Annotated in this window: 13 protein-coding genes; 3 read left to right on the top strand and 10 right to left on the bottom strand. The window is 67.2% G+C overall.

Going from position 1 to position 19,412, the window contains the following annotated elements:
• Position 1 precedes the first annotated feature (1 nt).
• From ABLE92_RS15465 to ABLE92_RS15455, 3 genes are read right to left on the bottom strand one after another with little or no spacing between them, the layout of a single operon-like run.
• Positions 2–1,336 carry a sarcosine oxidase subunit beta family protein gene (locus ABLE92_RS15465; RefSeq protein ID WP_348805686.1) on the bottom strand — a complete coding sequence of 445 codons (1,335 nt, stop codon included), beginning with the start codon at positions 1,334–1,336 and terminating at the stop codon, positions 2–4.
• Between the two features lie 10 nt (positions 1,337–1,346).
• Entirely contained in the window at positions 1,347–2,393 is a 1,047-nt protein-coding gene (locus ABLE92_RS15460; RefSeq protein ID WP_348805770.1) for an FAD-binding oxidoreductase, read from the bottom strand.
• The gene (locus tag ABLE92_RS15455; RefSeq protein WP_348805685.1) at positions 2,390–3,721 is read right to left on the bottom strand and encodes an aromatic ring-hydroxylating oxygenase subunit alpha; all 1,332 of its coding nucleotides are present in this window, start codon (positions 3,719–3,721) and stop codon (positions 2,390–2,392) included. The genes ABLE92_RS15460 and ABLE92_RS15455 overlap by 4 nt, the downstream gene beginning before the upstream one ends.
• A gap of 424 nt (positions 3,722–4,145) precedes the next feature.
• Between ABLE92_RS15455 and ABLE92_RS15450 the strand changes: the two genes are divergently transcribed.
• Positions 4,146–5,528: an L-serine ammonia-lyase gene (locus ABLE92_RS15450; protein ID WP_348805684.1), complete on the top strand. Its 1,383-nt coding sequence runs from the start codon at positions 4,146–4,148 to the stop codon at positions 5,526–5,528.
• 355 nt (positions 5,529–5,883) lie between these two features.
• Here ABLE92_RS15450 and ABLE92_RS15445 read toward each other — a convergent pair whose 3' ends face one another.
• Positions 5,884–7,146: an HNH endonuclease gene (locus ABLE92_RS15445; protein ID WP_348805683.1), complete on the bottom strand. Its 1,263-nt coding sequence runs from the start codon at positions 7,144–7,146 to the stop codon at positions 5,884–5,886.
• Between the two features lie 508 nt (positions 7,147–7,654).
• On the opposite strand from ABLE92_RS15445, the gene ABLE92_RS15440 reads away from it, so the two are divergent.
• Both ABLE92_RS15440 and ABLE92_RS15435 read left to right on the top strand, forming a co-directional pair.
• The gene (locus ABLE92_RS15440; protein WP_348805681.1) at positions 7,655–9,409 is read left to right on the top strand and encodes a SulP family inorganic anion transporter; all 1,755 of its coding nucleotides are present in this window, start codon (positions 7,655–7,657) and stop codon (positions 9,407–9,409) included.
• Positions 9,406–10,932, top strand: a complete 1,527-nt coding sequence (locus ABLE92_RS15435) for an ATP-dependent DNA ligase (protein ID WP_348805680.1) — start codon at positions 9,406–9,408, stop codon at positions 10,930–10,932. The genes ABLE92_RS15440 and ABLE92_RS15435 overlap by 4 nt, the downstream gene beginning before the upstream one ends.
• An 8-nt stretch (positions 10,933–10,940) precedes the next feature.
• On the opposite strand, the gene ABLE92_RS15430 is transcribed toward ABLE92_RS15435, so the two are convergent.
• The 6 genes from ABLE92_RS15430 to sigK form a co-directional block, all read right to left on the bottom strand.
• Positions 10,941–12,806 carry a putative nucleotidyltransferase substrate binding domain-containing protein gene (locus ABLE92_RS15430; protein WP_348805679.1) on the bottom strand — a complete coding sequence of 622 codons (1,866 nt, stop codon included), beginning with the start codon at positions 12,804–12,806 and terminating at the stop codon, positions 10,941–10,943.
• Between the two features lie 4 nt (positions 12,807–12,810).
• Complete coding sequence (locus ABLE92_RS15425) at positions 12,811–14,376, bottom strand: GMC family oxidoreductase (protein ID WP_348805769.1); 1,566 nt, start codon at positions 14,374–14,376, stop codon at positions 12,811–12,813.
• A gap of 8 nt (positions 14,377–14,384) precedes the next feature.
• On the bottom strand, positions 14,385–15,989 hold the full coding sequence (locus ABLE92_RS15420) for an APC family permease (RefSeq protein WP_348805678.1): 1,605 nt from the start codon (positions 15,987–15,989) through the stop codon (positions 14,385–14,387).
• Positions 15,986–17,482: an aldehyde dehydrogenase family protein gene (locus ABLE92_RS15415; protein ID WP_348805768.1), complete on the bottom strand. Its 1,497-nt coding sequence runs from the start codon at positions 17,480–17,482 to the stop codon at positions 15,986–15,988. The genes ABLE92_RS15420 and ABLE92_RS15415 overlap by 4 nt, the downstream gene beginning before the upstream one ends.
• A gap of 575 nt (positions 17,483–18,057) precedes the next feature.
• Positions 18,058–18,828 (bottom strand): anti-sigma factor, encoded by a 771-nt coding sequence (locus ABLE92_RS15410; RefSeq protein WP_348805677.1) that lies wholly within the window; start codon positions 18,826–18,828, stop codon positions 18,058–18,060.
• Positions 18,821–19,393 carry an ECF RNA polymerase sigma factor SigK gene (gene sigK / locus ABLE92_RS15405; RefSeq protein WP_348805676.1) on the bottom strand — a complete coding sequence of 191 codons (573 nt, stop codon included), beginning with the start codon at positions 19,391–19,393 and terminating at the stop codon, positions 18,821–18,823. The genes ABLE92_RS15410 and sigK overlap by 8 nt, the downstream gene beginning before the upstream one ends.
• Positions 19,394–19,412 lie beyond the last annotated feature (19 nt).

The following is a 19,412-nucleotide window of genomic DNA, read 5'->3' as shown; positions in this document are numbered from 1 at the left end:
GCTAGTGGGCGACCGCTGCGGCGCCGTGTTCGTCGATGAGTTCGCCGGTGGTGAACCGTTCGATGGTGAACGGGGCGTTGATCGGATGCGGCGTGCCGGTGGCGATGGTGTGGGCCAGGCACCAGCCGACCGCCGGTGTGGCCTTGAAACCTCCGGTGCCCCAGCCACAGTTGACGAACAGGTTGTCGTACGGGGTGGCGCCGAGGATGGGGGAGGCGTCGGGGGTGACGTCGACGATGCCGCCCCAGGTGCGGAGCAGTCGGGCGCGGGCGAAGATCGGGAAGAGTTCCACGGCCGCGGCCATCTGCCGTTCGATGATGTGGAAGGCGCCGCGCTGGCCGTAACCGTTGTAGGAGTCGACGCCTGCGCCCATCACCAGCTCACCCTTGTGGGCCTGGGACACGTAGACGTGCACCGCATTCGACATGACGACCGTCGGGTGGATGGGCTCGAGGAGTTCGGAGACAAGGGCCTGCAGCGGGTGACTTTGCAGGGGGAGGCCGAAGCCGAGTTGGTCGGTGAGGGTGGAGGTGTGGCCGGCGGCGCAGAGTGCGACGGTGCCCGCGCCGATGCGTCCGCGGGTGGTGTTGACGGCGGTGACGGTGCCGTCGGTGGTTTCGAAGCCGGTGACCTCGCAGTTCTGGATGATGTCGATGCCGGCGTCACTGGCGCTGCGGGCGAAACCCCAGGCGACCCAGTCGTGTTTGGCGATCCCGCCGCGGGGCTGGAAGGTGGCACCCATCACCGGGTAGCGGATGCTGTCGGCGGTGTTGACGATGGGGCAGACCTCGGCGACCTGTTTGGGATCGAGCCATTCGGCGTCGATTCCGTTGAGCCGGTTGGCCTCGACGCGACGGATGGAGTCGCGGACGTCCTGTTCGGTGTGGGCGAGGTTGAGTACGCCGCGCTGGCTGAACAGGATCGGGTAGCCGAGTTCGTTCTCGAGTCCCTCCCACAGTTTCAGGGAGTGCTCGTAGATCCCGGCGCTCTCGTCCCACAGGTAGTTGGACCGGATGAGGGTGGTGTTGCGGGCCATGTTGCCGCCGGCCAGCCAACCACGTTCCAGCACGGCGACATTGGTGATGCCGTGATTGCGGGCCAGGTAGTGGGCGGTGGCCAGGCCGTGTCCGCCGCCACCGACGATGACGACGTCGTAGCTGGGTCGGGGATCGGGGTTGCGCCAGAGGAAGTCGGGGTGCTCGGGGAGGTCGGCGCCGGGAGCGGAGCGAGCGGGCCGGGTGGGTGCGGCGCCGGGAGCGGAGCGAGCGGGCCGGATGGGTGCGGCGCCGGGAGCGGAGCGAGCGGGCCGGGTCTGCTGGGTCTGCTGGGTGTTCATGGTGTGGTCCTCAGTAGTCGATCACGACGGGGGAGATGGGTTCGGAGCAGCAGAGCAGGATCTTCCCCTGTTCGATTTCGCGTCGGCGGATGCCGCCCTGGTGGTTCATGACGACGTCGCCGGAGACCTTGGTGACCTTGCAGGAGCCGCAGAGGCCGACGCCGCAGGAGGAGGGAAGGGTGACGCCTGCGGCGGCCGCGGCGGCCAGGATGGTGCTTCCGGCGGTGACGGTGACGCGGCGGGCGCGTCGGGTGAAGTCGACGGTGACTCCGTCGGCGTCGTCGGCGCCGGGGGTGGGGAGGACGAAGCCGAAACTCTCCTCGTGGATGTGGGCGAGACTCGCCCCGGAGGCGACGAGTGCGGAGCGTACGCCGCTGCGGAATTGCCCAGGGCCGCAGAGGAAGACCTCGCGGGCGGCGAGGTCGGGGCACATCCGCAGGAGGGTGTCGGCGTCGAGTCGGCCGCGGTGCCCGGACCAGGCGGCGGTGGTGTCGTCGTTGGAGAGGCGGGTGAGGGCGAAGGCGACGTCGAGGCCGGGGTGGGCGATGGACAGTTCTTCGAGTTCGGCGCGGAACGGGATGTCGTCGAGGGTGCGGGCGCTGTGGATGAAGACGATGTCGGTTTCGTCGCCGGAGCGGTAGGGGTGATCGGTGGTGGGGTCGGTGGCGGCGCGCACCATCGACATGACGGGGGTGATGCCGCTGCCCGCGGAGATGAACAGGTAGCGTTGTGCGCCTTTGCCCATGTAGCTGAACCGGCCGACGGGGCCGCTGGCGGTCATGGTCATTCCGGGGGTCATGTTGTCGTGCAACCAGTTCGACACGTGCCCGCCGGCTTTGCGTTTGACGGAGATGGACAGGGTGTCGGGTCGGGTGGGGGGTGAGGAGATGCTGTAGCAGCGTTGGACGGTCCGGCCGTCGATGGTGACGGCGATGGTCAGGAATTGGCCGGGGTTGAACACGAAGGTGTGGGGTTCGACCGTGCGGAAGGTGAAGGTGGCCATGTCTCGGGTCAGGGGGACGCGGTCGATGCAGATCAGCAGGTGCTCACGCATCAGGCGCTCTCCGCGATGCCGGTAACCGGTTGGGGGAGTCCGAGATTGGTGCGCAGGGTGGTGATGTACCAGTTGATGAAGGCTTCGACCTGGAACTCCGACGGTCCGTAGGGGCCGGGTACGTAGGCGGGGTCGGCGATGCCCTGGTGGGCGAGGGCGACGAGGTCGGCGTCCTGCTGGTTGGTGATCTCCCAGACGCTGGTGAGGTGGTCGAGGTCGTAGTCGACGCCTTCGACGGCGTCAGCGTGGACCAGCCAGGTGGTGCGGACGAGGGTGTGGTCGGGTGCCACGGGGATCACCGAGAACAGCAGTGCGTGGTCGCTGGTGATGTGTAACCACATGTTGGGCTGCAGGTGCATCGAGAGTCGGCCGAGCCGGCGGTCCGGGAGATCGTCGGTGAGGGGGCGGGTGCAGGCGATGGTGCCGTCGAGGGTGAACGATTCGCCGGCGAGGTCCATCGCTTCGCGTTCGATGTGGAAACCGGTTGGGCGCGTGTCGAGTTGCTGGATTCTCGGGTAGGGAAGTCCGAGTCGGTCCCATGTCTGGATCATCTCGGCGGTGGCCTGGCGGTAGCGTTCGGTGACCGGTCCGAGGCGGTCGGGGACGGCGTCGGTGTCGCTGTATCCCCAGACGGGGAAGAAGACGTTGAGCAGTTCGGGGTGGCCGCCGCAGTGGTAGCACTCGCGGTTGTTCTCCATGGCGAGTTTCCAGTTGCCGTTCTCGATGAGGTCGGTCTGCTCGGCGACCTTGGCCTCGGCGATCCGGTGGGGGGCGAGGTAGGGCTCGACGATGGCTGCGACGTCGTCGATGTCGGTGGGCGGTTGCTCGGCGAGGCAGATGAAGACGAGGCCGGCGATGACGCGGACCGCCACGGATCGGAGGGAGAAGCAGGTCTTGTCGAACTCGGGGGCCTGGGCGTCGGCGAACATCAGCCGCCCGTCCATGCCGTAGGTCCACGAGTGGTAGGCGCAGACGATGGTTCCGGTGGAGCCGTTGGGGTCGGTGAGCAGGCGCGCACCGCGGTGGCGACAGACGTTGTGGTGGGCGCGGACCACGTCGTTGTCGTCCCGGGTCACGATCACCGAGCGGCGGCCGAAGTTGATGGTGACGTAGTCGCCGGGTTCGGCGATCTCTGCCTCGGCGGCGACGAAGATCCATTGTTTGGAGAAGATCTCGTCGATGTCGCGGTCGAAGAACTCCGGTGAGGTGTAGAACGCGGCGGGCAGACTCTCGTCGGCGACACGTCCGACGATCAGGTCACGGGTGTCGGGGTCGAGAGAGTCGGCGGGTGTTGCCCGGTCGGCGGAGCCGGCGATGAAGTGTGCGGTCATCGGCGTGGAAAGCCTCTCTTGGCCAGCGTATTTCGCATGTGGTGATGTGTGATGTGGCCACAACCGGATCGTCGGCGACCGGATGTGTGGAGTGACTCTCGAGCGGAGAATCTATGTTGCGTAGTGCGCAACGCTGCGCACGATATGCAACAAGTGTGGGGGTTGGGGCTTGCGATGTCAACCGCGGTGTGTCACCTTTTTGGTGGGAGCCGACGCAGCGACGACGGAGTTCCCGACGACAACGACACCTCGCATCAGGCGAGGTCATATGCCATCGAGTGCGCGGGAGCTGTCGCCACGCGCGCAGCCGACGGAGCAACCACCCACGTTGTTATCCGTCCCGTTCAGGTCCCCGACGAAGCAGGAGTTGCGTCGTCGGAGTTCCCTACCACCGCCATCCGCCCTGTTTGGAGATGTGACGTCCATGTGTGTCAGTGTTTTCGATCTGTACTCGGTGGGGATAGGACCGTCGAGTTCGCACACGGTGGGTCCGATGCGGGCGGCGGCGCGGTTTGTTGCCGAGGTCGCCGAGCGTGGCCTGCTCCTCGAGTTGGCCGATGTCGAGGTGGACCTGTTCGGGTCGTTGGCCGCGACCGGCGCGGGCCACGGGACGTTCACCGCGGTGCTTCTGGGGTTGGAGGGTCACCGACCCGAGTCGATCACCTCCGAGGTCAAGGATCACGCGCTGGCCCGCATCGCCGCGACGGGTCGCGTGCTGGTCGCGGGGTCGGTCGACCTGCCGTTCACCGTGGCGGACATCGGACTTCACGGTGACCGATGCCTGCCACGCCATCCCAACGCCATGGAGTTGCGGGCACTCGGTGCGGATGGCGATGTGTTGGCTCGGGAGGTGTTCTACTCGGTCGGGGGTGGATTCGTTCTCGCCGAGAGCGATTCGGACATCGGCGCCGGCGCCGGCGAACCGGAGTACGCGTACCGCAGTGCCGAGGAACTGTTGGACATCTGCACCCGGGAGCACCTGGCCATCAGCGAGGTGGTCTGGGCCAACGAGGCACGGGACCGTTCCGCCGACGATGTGTACGCGGGCCTCCTGGATATCGCTGCGGTGATGGACGACTGCGTCGAACGTGGAATGCGCACGCACGGAACGTTGCCCGGCGGACTTCGTGTGGCACGACGTGCGCGGCACTGGCACGATCGGCTCGTCGCCGACGATCCATGCAGATCGGCCGAGTTCGCCGAGGACTGGGTGAACCTGGTGGCGCTTGCCGTGAACGAGGAGAATGCGGCCGGTGGGCGGGTGGTCACCGCGCCGACGAACGGTGCGGCCGGGATCATTCCGGCGGTCCTGCACTATGCGCGCAACTACACGAAGGCCGGACGAGGCGATCGTGACGATGTGACCGTTCGATTTCTGCTGACGGCCGGGGCGATCGGTGGGCTGATCAAGGAGCGGGCCTCGATATCCGGAGCCGACGTGGGCTGTCAGGGGGAGGTCGGGTCGGCGGCCGCCATGGCCGCCGCCGGGCTCGCCGAAGTGCTCGGTGGCACGCCCGCCCAGGTGGAGAACGCGGCCGAGATCGCGATGGAACACAGCCTCGGCCTGACCTGCGATCCGATCGGTGGTTTGGTGCAGATCCCGTGCATCGAACGCAATGCGATCTCCGCCGGAAAGGCGATCAGTGCGGCGCGAATGGCGTTGCGCGGAAACGGCAGTCATCACGTCAGCCTGGACCAGGTGATCGCCACCATGCGCGCCACCGGTCACGACATGCATGCCAAGTACAAGGAAACCGCCACGGGCGGATTGGCCATCCACGTGCCGTTGAGTGTGGTCGAATGCTAGGTGCCGCACGTTCCGCACCGCCGATGAGGCAGCCGTCGAACATGCGACACCTGTTGGTGCCGTAAAGAGTTCACTGTGGAGTTGTCAAGGAACAGATGCGGTCCCGGCCAGAGCCGGGTGCGGGTTGGTTGGTCTGTTATCTATCTGTGGGCTTGATCGGGCGCTGGTAGTTCCCTTATCCAGCTGCTCGATGCGAGCCCCTATCTCGCCGGTCGATCCCTTGCCCCGCGGCCTACCCCGCCGGTCGTGTCCCCATCCGCCGGTCGAGCCGGACGGAGCGCTAGCCGCCGCGTTGAGCTCCGTCGAAACGAAGTCCGTGTCGAGACCTCTTTCGCCGACGCTGGAACCCGAATTATCATGCCGCACCCGGCAATCCATCCAACGTCATGGTCCTGCGGTGATAGGACCGCAACCATCGTCGTTGCGGGTCAACCGTTTCCGGTGGGATCAACCAGGGGTGGTGGTCGGCTCCCATGACGACGTCCCATCCGTTATGGTGGACGTCGTCATGACATGCCGTGCAGAGCAAAGCGCCGTTCTCCAAACAGGTTTCGCCGCCGTCGATCCAGTGGACGATGTGGTGCGCCTGGGTTCGTGAGGGCGGCGCTCCACACTTGATGCACCCTTTGTCGCGGTGCGCCAGGGCTCGTCGTTGGGCCCGGTTGAACAGTCGGATGGTGCGTCCGAGTGACAGTGGTACTTCGTCTGTGCTGACGATCATGACGCCGACGGTGGCGTCGCAGCAGAGTTTTCGGGCGGTGGCTTCGGTGACCGATCCCATGAACTGCAGCGACGCCAATGATGGTGTGCCGGTGGGGATGGTGAGGTTGACCAGTTCGGTGGGCATGCGTGGTCCGTCGTCGCTGTGTTCGCCTGCGGCAGCGCGGGCGGCGGTGTCGAGGATGATCTCCAAAGCGTCGGCTCGCATCTGACCTGCGGTGCGCGGATCGCGGGATCCGTCGGGTTGGGGTCGTGGCGCTGACAGTACTTCGATCGCGGTCCTCAGTTTCTCCCCGAGTACGGCATGGAGGTCGCCGGTGACGGTGAGGCGTCCGTCATCGGAATCGTGGAAGTCCAGGGTGTTGATGGAACGGTCCTCAGCGGCGGGTAGACCGTCGGTGTCGTCGGCCTGCTGATTTCCTCGGCTTTTTGCGTAGTCACGGATTTCGGCGGGGGTGAATCCGGCGGTGGCGTGGCCGAGGAGGGCGATGCTGTGTGCGTCGCGTTCTTCAGCGGCGACAGGCTCGCCGGAACGTTTCTCGATGTGCGTCACTCCTCGGACAATGGCGTCGGCGTGTTCGGCGGACAGTGTGCCCAGTGAGGTGTGGCGGTGCACTCGCTCGATGTCGGCGGTGGTGCCCAGACGGATCATGCGAGATGCGGACGCGGGCGCGACACCAAACTCGTGCAGGAGCTCTTGCAGTTTGCGGCCTTCGTTCTCTGCGACCTTGAGGTGATCACAGAGTCCGACAAGGATGCTGGCGTGGTGATCGACGAGGTTGCGGATGAGCAGGATGGCGTGCAGTGCGCTCTTTGCGTCGTCGCGGGTGAGGCTGCTGTTGGTGTAGTCGAGTTCGGATAAGAAGTCGATGGTGGTGTCAAGTTCCCCCGATGTCATGTCCACCACAGTACGCCCGGTTGGCGGTCGGCGCAAGGGCAGATTTCGTGAATCCTGTTGCTGTGCATAACGTTTCGCCTGTGGATAACTTGTTCGTGGCGGAATCTTCTTGTCGGTGGGGTGTGGTATGCGCTGCGGTTCTGTCGGGAGATGTTGTGGTGGTGGGTGTTCCAGCGTCGTGTTGCGTGGTCTCGACACGACCCTCCGCTGGCGCTCCGGGTCGGCTCGACCGGCGGGGGATGGGTCGGCTCGACCGGCGGGAAGAGGTCGACGCGAGCGAAATCGAAGTTATGTCAACGGAATCCAAAGCGCTGTCAATGAGGTGCAGAGCGCTGTCAGTGAGGTGGCGGGCGCTGTCAACGGTGCGGCGAGCGCTGTCAACGTAGAACAGGGCGCTGTCAGTGAGGTGGCGGGCGCTGTCAACGGTGCCGAGAGCGCTGTCAACCGGGCGGTGAGGTGGTGGCGCTGTTTGCGCTGAGAAGGGACTCGTTGGGGATAGCCTGTGACAATGAGCGGAAGGACTGTCCTGTCGCGGCTGGCGCCGCCTGCGTTTGCCGGGTATCGGCGACAGTGGCTCCGCGCCGACATCCTGGCGGGGATCACCCTCGCGGCGATCGCCATTCCGGAGTGCATGGGCTACAGCTCGATTGCGCAGGTACCGGTGGTGGCGGGGCTCTATACGATCATCCTGCCGGCGGTCGTGTTCGCCTTCGTCGGATCGTCGCGGCTCCTGGTGGTCGGTGCGGACTCGGCGACCGCCGCCCTGCTGGCGTCCGGTATCGCGGGAATCGGTGTGGTGGGCCTCGTGCCGAACTCCACGGCGTGGCTGCAGTGGGCGTGCCTGATCGCCATCGTGACCGGGGGCCTGCTCGCCATCGCGCGGTTGCTGAGGCTCGGCTTCCTCGGCGACTTCCTGTCGACCGCGGTGCTCATCGGGTTCCTCGCCGGAACAGGGATCACGGTCATGACCGGTCAGATACCCGGAATGCTCGGGTTCGAGGCGTACGGCGACCGAATCTGGCAGCGTTGGTGGAACATTGTTCGCCATCTCGGTGACATCAACTGGGGTGCTGCGGCATTCGCGGGCGTCACCCTCGCGCTCCTCATCGGCGGTGTGCGATTCGTGCCGCGATTCCCGGTGGCGGTCGTGGTCGTCATCTGTTCCATCGTGGCGGTGGCCGTGTTCGGGTGGTCGGAACACATCCCGGTGATCGGCACGGTGCATGCGGGATTGCCGAGCTTCGGGTGGCCCGACGGGATGGAGCTGGGCGACGTGGTCACGGCGACGACGGTGGCCCTGGGGTGCGCGCTCGTCGTCCTCACCCAAAGTGCGGCGACCGCGCGAAGTTTCGCGCAACGGCACGGTCAGAACGCCGACATCAACCGGGACATCCTCGGGCTCTCGGGTGCCAATCTGATCGCGGGGTTCAGTGGGACGTTCGTCGTCAACGGAAGTCCCACCAAGACCCAACTGCTCGACGAGCAGCATGGCCGCACCCAGGTGGCGAATCTGACCATGGCCGCCATCACCTTGGCCGTGGTGGTGTTCTTCGACGGCGCACTCGCCGACCTACCGCACGCCGTGCTGTCGGCGATCGTGTTCCTCATCGCGCTCCGGCTGATCGACGTGCACCGGTTCCGACGGGTCTGGCATGTCCGCCGTATCGAGTTCGGCATCGCGATCCTGACCGCGGTGATCGTCATCGTCTTCGGCGTGCAGGTCGGTATCGTGGCGGCCATGGCGGTGTCGCTGCTCGAACTCGTTCGACGTCAGTACAGTCCGCAGCGATTCGTCATCGGGGTCGGGGCGCGCGGCAGCCGACGCTACGAGACCGCAGAACCCGGCCGCCAGTCGCTGCCCGGCCTCATCGTCTTCCGGTACGACGCGGACCTGTTCTACGCCAACGCCGGACGATTCGCCGACGACGTGATGGAACTGGTGAAAGGCGCACCCGAACCCGTTCGGTGGCTGGTGCTCGACACGACGGTGATGACCGACGTCGACTACTCGGCATCCACCGTCCTGGAGGACCTGATCCGGTACATCCACTCCGCCGGGGCGCATTTCGTCCTCGCCGGCGTCGATCCCGAGTTGCAGGAGACGCTGCGGGCGGAGGGCATCCTCGCCGTCCTCAACCCCGACCACGTCTTCTCTACGGTCGGGGCGGCGCTGCGCGCCTACGTGGCGAAGTTCCCGGACGCCGCACCACCCGACGGTGTACTCCCGCACCTGGACAGTGATCACCCCGAGGAACCGGCGTGAGGTTTGCCGATGTGGTGGCCACGTCGACGACGGTGGGCGCGACCCGATCACGCAACGCCAAGTCCGCCGCATTGCGAGAGCTGTTGTCGGCCGCCGGCCCAGAGGTCCCCGTGGTGGTCGCGTGGCTGTCCGGAGACATCCCCCAGGGGCGACTGGGGATCGGTTGGCGGACCCTGCGCGATCTGCAGGTGCCGCCGGTGGCGGCGTCGATCCTGACGGTCGAGGAGGTCGACGCCACCCTCACCCGATTGGCCGGAACGACCGGAACCGGATCGGTGGCCGCACGCGCCGAGTTGCTGCGCGGACTGTTCGGCCGCGCCACCGACGCCGAGCAGGGATTCCTCTTCCGACTACTGACCGGCGAACTGCGCCAGGGTGCGTTGACCGGCGTGATGGTCGAGGCGATCATCGCGGTGTCCGGTCAACCGGCGGCCCTGGTCCGACGCGCCCACATGCTCACCGGATCACTCCCCGACACGGCCACCCTGGCCATCGACGGCGGCGCGCAGGCGCTCGCTGACGTCGGCCTGCAGGTGGGCCGTGCGGTGTCGCCGATGCTGGCGACCCCCGCAGACGGCCTGGATGCCGCACTGGCCGACCTCGGGCCGGATCTCGTCGTCGACCACAAGTTGGACGGGGCGCGCATCCAGGTTCACCGGGACGGCGACGACGTCGCGGTGTTCACCCGCACCCTCAACGACGTGACGTCACGGGTGCCGGATCTTGTTGCGGTGGTGCGTGAACTGCCGCTCACGTCGGCCATTCTCGACGGCGAGACACTGACCCTGCACGACGACGGGCGGCCGCGACCGTTCCAGGAGACGATGAGCCGCTTCGGATCGATGGTCCACACCGATCCGGACGTCGCCGACGAACCCCGACTGCTGCGCCCGTTCTTCTTCGACTGCCTGCACCTCGACGGCGAGGACCTGATCGACGAGCCACTCGCCCATCGGCTCGACGCCCTGGATTCGGTTGCGGCCCAGCTCCGAATCACCTCACAGCGACATCCGACACCCGAGGCGGCCAAGGCGGTCCTGGACGCGGCACTGGCGGCCGGCCACGAGGGCGTGATGGTGAAATCGCTGACAGGTCCGTACGCCGCCGGCCGACGCGGAAAGTCCTGGCAGAAGGTCAAACCCGTACACACGCTGGATCTCGTCGTACTGGGCGCCGAGTGGGGATCGGGGCGACGCACCGGGTACCTGTCCAATCTGCATCTGGGCGCCCGTGATCCGGACGGCGGCGACCCGGTGATGGTCGGCAAGACCTTCAAGGGACTCACCGACGCGTTGCTGCGGTGGCAGACCGAGGAGTTCCCCAGGCACGAGGCGCACCGGGATTCGCACACCGTATACCTGCGCCCGGAGATCGTCGTGGAAATCGAACTCGATGGGGTGCAACGCAGTTCGCGATATCCGGGCGGTGTGGCGTTGCGGTTCGCCCGCGTCCTGCGCTATCGGCCGGACAAGACGGCCGCCGAGGGCGACGACATCGATACGGTGCGTGGACTGCTGCGGTAGGTGAAAGATCAGCCGTTGGTGAGGCTTTCGTGGGTGCGCACCCGGCGTTGAATGCCGACCACCTCCCGCACCCCCTCGGCGAGCATGCTGCGATCGAGAGGGCTCAGAGCGCTCATCACGATGACGTCGGTGGGGGAGTGGCCGGCGCGGATCTGCTCGATCTGATGGCGTAGGCGCAGACGCTGGGTGAGGGCGAAGACGTCGTGCAGGATGGTGGCGTCGGCGGCGGCGAGGGTGCCCACGTCCACGGCACTGTGCAGCCGGGACGGGGTGGGGGCGCAGGTGATTCCGGCGGTGAGGCCGGCCCAGCGCGCCAGATTCACGATGGGTGTCACGACGTGCTTCTTGAGATCGACGGTGCCGCCCCGCCGCGACAGGATGTCACGCAGACCGCGGATGCGGGGCCGTCGGGACAGCGCGTCGAGGAGTTGCAGACGCAGCGCCTCGGGATGCTCCGCGCGCATCGCCGCATAGACGGCCGGTGCGGTGTGCAGTGACGACGGCCCGACGATGACCCGACCGTCGATGAGCAGCGACGACATGATGAGTCCGTGATCGTCGAGAGGTGCGTCGAGCCACTGCCGCGCTGCGCGCCGCCAGTCGTCGGCCGAGCGCGAGAAACGGGTCGTGTGGGCAAGGGCGCCGTTGCTGTCGCCCGGAAGGCCGCAGGCGTCGAGAATGGCGTGGGTGTCCCGAGCCAGTGCGCGGTAGGTGTCGGCGTCACCGTCGTTGTCGACCGACCAGCTCAGCGCCGAGTCCACGTCGGAGGAGGGCATCGCCTCACGACGTGCGACGCTGCCCAGCGAGATCCACGAGAAACCGCCGCCGGTGAGGTCGACGCCGGGTACCTTCTGCGCGGCGAGTTCCACCGCACGTCGTGCGGTCGTGTCCACCACCAGAGACAGGACACCGCAGGTGGATTCGGCGTCCAGGCCGGAACCGAACAGCTCGTCGGCCAGACGCGGCAGAACCGCGGTGGCGGTGCGCAGAGCGGAGATGTCGGTGGCCTCGGCGATGGCCCGTTGCGCCGAGCCACCCCGACTGGCGGCCACCAGCAGATCGGTCTCGGTGAGGACGCCGATGGCACGGCCGCGGGTGGAGAGCACCGGCATGTGGCGGACACCGGCCTCCAGCATCTCCAGCCAGGTGGTCAACGCATACCGATCGGCGTCGACGGCGCGGGCCGGTACCGTCATCACCGCGGACACCGGCACGCCGCCACCCAACCCGGCACCCACAACCCGGTGCGCCACATCGCTTTCGGTCACGATGCCGAGGGAACCATCGGGCATCTGGATCACCACACAGGACTGTCCGGCGTCCGACATCGCCTGCACCGCGTCCGCCACCGAGGTGTCCGCATCGACGACAACCGGAGGTGCCACGACGAGTTCGCCCACGCGGGTGGCGGCCGACCACACCGGTTTGCGCGGAGGACGACCGGTGACCGAGTGCCCGGAGATGGTCTGCCACGCGGACTCGGCGACGAACGCCACCCCGGCCCGCTTCTCGAAGATGTCGCGCACCTGATCGGCGGGCAGCCGGATGAGCGTCGCGGGGCCGGCGGCGCGGGCGATGAATCGGACGCCGGGACCGATGATCAGCGGGATGTACCCGAACAGGTCGCCGGGACCGACGGTCTCGAACGGTCCGACCGGATCATCCTCCGGCGCAGACAGATCCACCCGTCCACGCAGCACCATCCACATCGCGTCGGCGGCGTGGTCGCCGTACTCCGCGACGACCTCACCGGCTGCCACCGCCACCACCCGGGCGTGCGCGGCGATCCGCGCCACCTCGGATTCGGTCTGCTCCTGAAACGGCGACCGATCGGCCAGGAACGCCGCGATGTCGACGTCGCCGGCGTCGGCCATCACCTCACGTCCCGGAGGCGATCAGGTCGGCACACTTCTCCGCCATGGTCATGACGGTGATATTCGGGTTGACCACCGGCAGCTTCGGCATCGCCGAGGCGTCCACGACCCGCAGTCCCCGAACACCTTTGACCTTCAGCGTCGGATCGAGGACGGCGAGCGGATCGTCGAGGGCACCCATCCGGGCGGTTCCGGCAGGGTGGTAGACGGTGTTGTGGGTCTTGTGGATGTAGTCGATGAGGTCGTCGTCGGTGACGGCGTCGGGACCGGGTGCGAGTTCACGGGCCACCCAGTCCTTCAGGGGTTGCTGTTCGGCGATGCGGCGCGCGAGTTTCACCCCGGCGAGCATCACCTGCTCGTCGTGACCGTCCGGATCGGTGAAGTAGCGTGGGTCGACCCTGGGCCGGTCCCGGAAGTCGCGCGACCGCAACCGCACCGTCCCGCGGGAAAGTCCCTGTGTCACATTGGGGGTCAGACAGAAGCCGTTCTCGGTGGTCGGGTAACCCCACCGAAGTGTGTTCATGTCGAACGGGACACTGCCGTAGTGCATCATCAGGTCCGAGTGATCCAGACCGTCGACGGTGGTGGCGAACAGGCCGATCTCCCACCACTGGGTGGAGTCGGCGACCATCGGCCGGTTCGCGTCCCAGAACACCAGTCCCTCGACGTGATCGTCGAGATTCTCACCGACCCCCGGTGAGTCCACCCGAACGGTCACCCCCATCTCCCGCAGATGATCGGCGGGTCCGATACCGCTGAGCATCAACAGCTTCGGGGTGTCGATGGCGCCGGCGGTGACGATCACCTCGCGGGCGGCGGTGACCTCGTCGTAGCCGGTCAGATCCGGTCGCAGGTATCGGACGCCGGTGGCGCGCAACTCGTCGTCGATGAGGATCTCCGAGATCCAGCTGTCGGTGAGGACGGTCAGGTTCTCGCGTTTGGCGAGGATCGGATGCAGGTAGGCGTGCGACGACGACATACGTTCGCCGGCCTCGTTGGCGTTGATCTGCAACCATCCGGCGCCGTTGAGATGCCAGTCGTCACGGTTGAATGCGACGGTCGGCAAGCCCACGGCGGCGGCCGCGTCGAGAACCGCCTGCCCGCACGGATCGGCCGGCGGCACATCGCGCAACCGGACCGGTCCGGCGTGGCCGTGGGGATACCCCTGGTAGTCGCCGTCGGCGACATTGTTCTCCACCCGCGACACGAAGGGCAGCACACCCTCGGGTCCCCAGCCGGTGGCTCCCATCGCCTCCCAATCCCGAAGCCCTTGCGCCAGTGGCCAGAACGCGATGCACGAGTTGTGTGACGAACAGCCGCCGAGGACCTTGGCCCGGGCGTGCCGCAGGAAGCTGTTGCCGCTGGCCTGCGGTTCGACCGGGTAGTCCCAGTCGTATCCGGAGTCCAGAAGATGCATCCACTCCTTGAGCACCAGGATGTTGGGGTCGTCCACGTCGGACGGTCCGGCCTCGATGAGACAGACGGTGGTGTCCGGGTTCTCCGACAGTCGTGCTGCCAGAACACAACCGGCGGTGCCGCCGCCGGCGATCACATAGTCGAACGTTGGCATGGCGGTGGTCACGCTTTCTCGGTCGAAGTGGGGTCGGTGGTCGGAGACGTGTCGGTGGCCGGGGTGTCGGGGATCGGGGTGTCGGGGACCAGGGGATCACCCGGTGTGCTCGAATGTGATTGCAGCACACCCACACTGCGGTGTCCGATGGTCAGATACCAGAGGAAGCCGGCGCCGAAGATGATGCCGATGTAGACGAAGGCACCCCAGGTGTTGTACCAGGGTGTGCCGTACACCTCCGACTGCGGCCAGGCCAGGTTGATGGCCATGCCGATCCCCCAGACGACGGCGACGATGTTGACGAGCATGCCCCAGCGGCCCATGGTGAAGTAGCCGCCCTCGGCGAGGTCGGCCGGCGGCCACTCGCCGCGGAACCGTTTGACCAGAAGGGGTCCGGTCACCAGCAGGTAGGCCAGGTAGATCATGATGATCGCGATCGAGGTGAGCACCGTGAAGATCTGTGCCTGACCGATGTTGATCACCAGGATCGCGATCGCGACGATGCCGATCACGATGGCCGGCACCACCGGCGTCTGTCGTTTGGGGTTGACGGTGGCCAGGCGCTCACCGAAGGGCAGCGCGTTGTCGCGGGCCATCGCGAACATCAGCCGGATGGCGGCGGTGTGCACGGCCAGTGAGCAGACGATGACCGCGACGACGATGGCGCACAGGAACACCTTGCCGGCCGGGCCCCACATGACCTGCTCGACGATGTACTGCAGACCGCCCTCGGGTTCACCGAGTTTCGCATCGTCGAGGTCGGGGGCGCTCATGATGGCGAACACCAGGATGGCGCCGCCGATGACGAAGGAGGCGAGAATGGCCCGCAGGATCGCCTTGGGTGCGGTGCGGCGGGGTTCGACGGTCTCCTCGCCGAGTGAGCTGGCGGTGTCGAAGCCGTACATTACATAGCCCGACGCGAGGGACGCGACGAGGAATGCGCCGAGATAGCCGCCGCTCTCACCGGCCCCGTATCCGTTGGTGGAGAAGAAGACCTGCGGTCCGCGGGTGATGTTGAACGCGAGGATGATGGCGATGAGGACCGCGGCGATCAACTCGACGAACACGCCGATGCTGTTGATCAACGACATCAGCCGTACGCTCCACGCGTTGATGGCGGTGGTGATGCCGATCATGATGGCGCCGAGGATGACGGCGTTCACCGCGTAGTCGGTGGGATCGTCTCCGCTGCCGTAGATCTGGAAGCCGCTCCACAGTCGCGGCAGGTTGAGTTGCAGGGCCAGGACGACGGCGGCGAGGGTGACGACCGACGCGGTGAACATCAGCCATCCCGAACTCCAGCCGACGCCTTGGCTGCCGAGTCGTTTGGCCCAGTTGTAGACCGATCCGGCGACCGGGTACTTGGCCGCAAGTTCCATGAAACACAAAGCGACACACAGCTGTCCGACGAAGACCATCGGCCACGACCACAGGTAGGCGGGGCCGGCGGTGCCGAAACCGAAGTAGAACAGCTGGAAGGTGCCGGTCAGGATGGAGATGTAGCTGACACCGGCGGCGAAGCTGGCGAACTTGCCGATGCTGCGGTCGAGGGATTCCTTGTAGCCGAAGTCCTCGAGGCCGCTGGAACCGGGGGTGGTGGGGGAGGTGCTCATTGGACGCCGTCCTCGGTCGAAGTGAACCACCGCGACGGCGCCGGCGCGGTGTTGTGCCAGATGTGTTTGGTTTCTTGATATTCCGCGAGCCCGGTGGGTCCGAGTTCACGTCCGTTGCCGGATTTGCCGAAGCCGCCCCATTCGGCGGCGGGGGTGTAGTAGCCGAAGTCGTTGAGCCACACCGTGCCATGACGCAGACCCCGCACCATGCGTTCGCCGAGCGCCGCATCGGAGGTGCGCACACCGGCGGCCAGGCCGTAGTCGGTGTCGTTGCCGAGTGCCAGGGCCTGCTCCTCGGTGTCGAATCGCTCGACGGTGAGGATCGGTCCGAAGGTCTCGTCGCGGACGATGCGCATCGTCGCGTCGCAGTGATCGAAGATCGTGGGCGCGAAGTAGTATCCGGCCGGGTCGAGCCCGTCGCGGTCGGGTCGCCCACCGCCGGTGCGGAGCACGGCGCCTTCGGCTTTCGCGGATTCGACGAACTCTTCCATCTTGGCCAGCTGCGCGGCCGACACGAGCGGTCCGGTCTTGCTGGCCGGGTCGAGGCCGTCACCCATGACGATCTGCTCGGCGCCGGCGACGAGTGCGTCGACGAAGTCGTCGGCGATCGAGGCGTGCACGATGAGTCGGGTGCCCGACGAGCACACCTGGCCGGAGTGCAGGAACACCCCGGTCAGCACCTGATCGACCGAGGATTCCCAGTCGGCGTCGGGGAAGACGATGTGCGGATTCTTGCCGCCGAGTTCGACGGCCACCTTGGTGACGTGGCGGGCGGCGACCTCGGAGATGATGCGGCCGGTGGCCAGTCCGCCGGTGAAGGAGATGAAGTCGACGTCGTCGGTGTCGGTGAGGGCGTCGCCGAGCGTGGAGCCCGCACCCTGGACGAGGTTGAGCACCCCGGGTGGAACCCCGGCGCGCGAACACAGTTCGACGAAGGCGATGGTGCTCAGCGGGGTCACCTCACTGGGTTTGGCGACCATGGTGCAGCCGGCGGCCAGCGCGGGTGCGATCTTCCAGGAGATCTGCAGCAGTGGGTAGTTCCAGGGTGCGATCATCACGCACACGCCGATGGGTTCGCGCACGACGCGGCTGATGACGCCGGGGACGCCGACATCGACGACGCGATCGGATTCGGTTTCGATGAGTGCGGCGTAATAGCGGAGCACGGACTCGACATCGTCCATGTCGATCTCGCTCTCCGCCACCGTCTTCCCGGTGTCGAGGGTTTCGATGCGGGCCATCTCGGCCTTGTTGAGGACGAGCAGGTCGGCGATGCGGCGCAACAGGGCCGCTCGTTCGGTGACCGGCGTGCCCGGCCACGCCCCGTCGTCGAAAGTGGCTCGGGCGGAGGCGATCGCGGCGGTGGCGTCGGCGGGCGTCGCCTCGTCGACGCGGGTGAACACCGATCCGGTGGCCGGATTGACGACGTCGCGGGTGCCGGCGTCGGCGGCGTGACGCCATCGGCCGGCGATGTGGAGGTGGGCGTCGGGCAGGAGCGGTGAGTCGAAGGCGGTGGGAAGGGATGTCGAGCCGGATGCGGTCACAGGGCACCTGATCTCTGCGCCGGCGGTGGGACCGGCGCGGAAAGGGGACTGGGGAGAACTGGCGATGGGGAGAGATGACGCGACGCTGCGTCGTGCTGTCGAGCGGGGATGCGGGCCGCCCTCGAATGGCTGTTGCGTATTGCGCAACCCGCTGCATCCAATGCAACAAGTGTGCGGAATGGGCGGTGACCTGTCAAGCGTGGGGCCGTGATCGGCGGGGCGTGGTGTTGTGTTCCAGCCTGACCTCACCTGGTCTCGACTCGGTCCTCCGTTTCGACGGAGCTCAACGCGGCGGCCGGCGCTTCGGACCGGCTCGACCGACGAGAGGTCTCGACTCGGTCCTCCGTTTCGACGGAGCTCAACGCGGCGGCTAGCGCTCCGGACCGGCTCGACCGACGAGAGCTCTCGACTCGGCTCGTCGTTTCGACGGAGCCCGACGCGGCGGCCAGCGCTCCTCACCGGCTCGACCGCAGGGATGGGCGGGATGTGCTCGACCAGCGGGAACACCTGCGCGCCGGGCATGGTCAGCCCAGCGGCAACTGGGCGACGATGTCGCCGGGCGCGGTGGAGCCGCCGGGTGGGGACACGGTGAAGGCCAGCGATGTGGCGTCGCCGAGGTGTGGGATCACGGCGGTGGTCGACGGCGCGACGTCGTCCTGCGTCATGGTGCCCGCCGACGTTGCACCGTCCGGACTCAACAGCCACATCTGATAGACCGTACCCGGCTGGGGTGGCGGAACATCGTTCATCACGAGAACTCCGGCGTCCGCGGATTCGGAGAACGTGATGGTTGCCCTTCCGCCGGCGACCGCCCCCGAGGAGGTGCGGACGTCCTCGGAGGTGAAGACCTTTTCGGCCGTGGGCGTTTGCGGGGTGGTGTCCGAGGACAGGCCCGAGCCGATCGCCCATCCGAGCCCACCGACCGCGACGGCCACCGCAGCGGCGGCGGCCGCATATGCCCAGCGGCGCCGGGTCAGCGAGTACACCCGCGCCTCGGACGCCGGCACGTCCGCGGTGTCCTCGGCCGCGACCGGTTCGGCAGGGCGACGCACGACGGTCATCTCGGCCCGCGTCGCGGCCAGGATCTGCTCGCGCAACGCCGCGGGCGGGGCGGTCTCGGTGACCGAACTGACCGAGGCCATCGCCTCCCGGGTGTCGCGGACTCGACGGTCGAACTCGGCGCGGGTGGCGGCATCGGCCCGCGCGCGGCGGCGGTGGACCGAATCCACCTCCGCGGGGGAAAGCGCGTCGAGGCCGAGCAACGGCGCCAGATCGAGGAGTTCGTCGTCAGACATCGTTGTCCCCCAAGCAGTTGCGGAGACGCGTCAAGCCGTCGCGGATACGACTCTTGATGGTCGGCAGGGCCACCGAAAGAAGCTCCGCCACCTCGCGGTAGGTCAGACCGTTGTAGTAGGCCAGGGCCACGGATTCCCGCTGGCGGTCGGTCAGGCCGTCCAGGCAACCCTGCACGCGTTCGCGCGTCTCCCGGCCGGCGACCTCGTCGCTGACGACGTCGAAGGACCGCACGAAGTCCGCCGCGGAGTAGTCGGTGTCGCGTCGGGTGGCGGCGGTCTCCGACCGGACCCGGTCGACCGCCCGCCGATGGGCCAGGGTGATCAGCCAGCTCAATGCCGACCCGGCGGCGGGATCGAAGGTGTGCGCGGAACGCCACACCTGCAGATAGACCTCCTGCGTGGTCTCCTCGCTGTATCCCGCATCCCGGAGCACCCGCCGCACCATGCCGTAGACCCGCCGCGCGGTGAGGTCGTAGAACTCGGCGAAGGCGGCGGTGTCACCGTCGGCGATGCGCGCCAGCAGATCCGACAGCACGGCCACACCGTCGGTGTCGCGGGCGGTCACATCCGTGCCCCGGGGCCGT

It is taken from the genome of Gordonia oleivorans (genome assembly GCF_040044975.1).
GTDB classification, from domain to species: Bacteria; Actinomycetota; Actinomycetes; order Mycobacteriales; family Mycobacteriaceae; genus Gordonia; species Gordonia oleivorans.
Note: the sequence above shows the minus strand (reverse complement) of the source record. Positions and strands in the feature narration are given on the sequence as shown.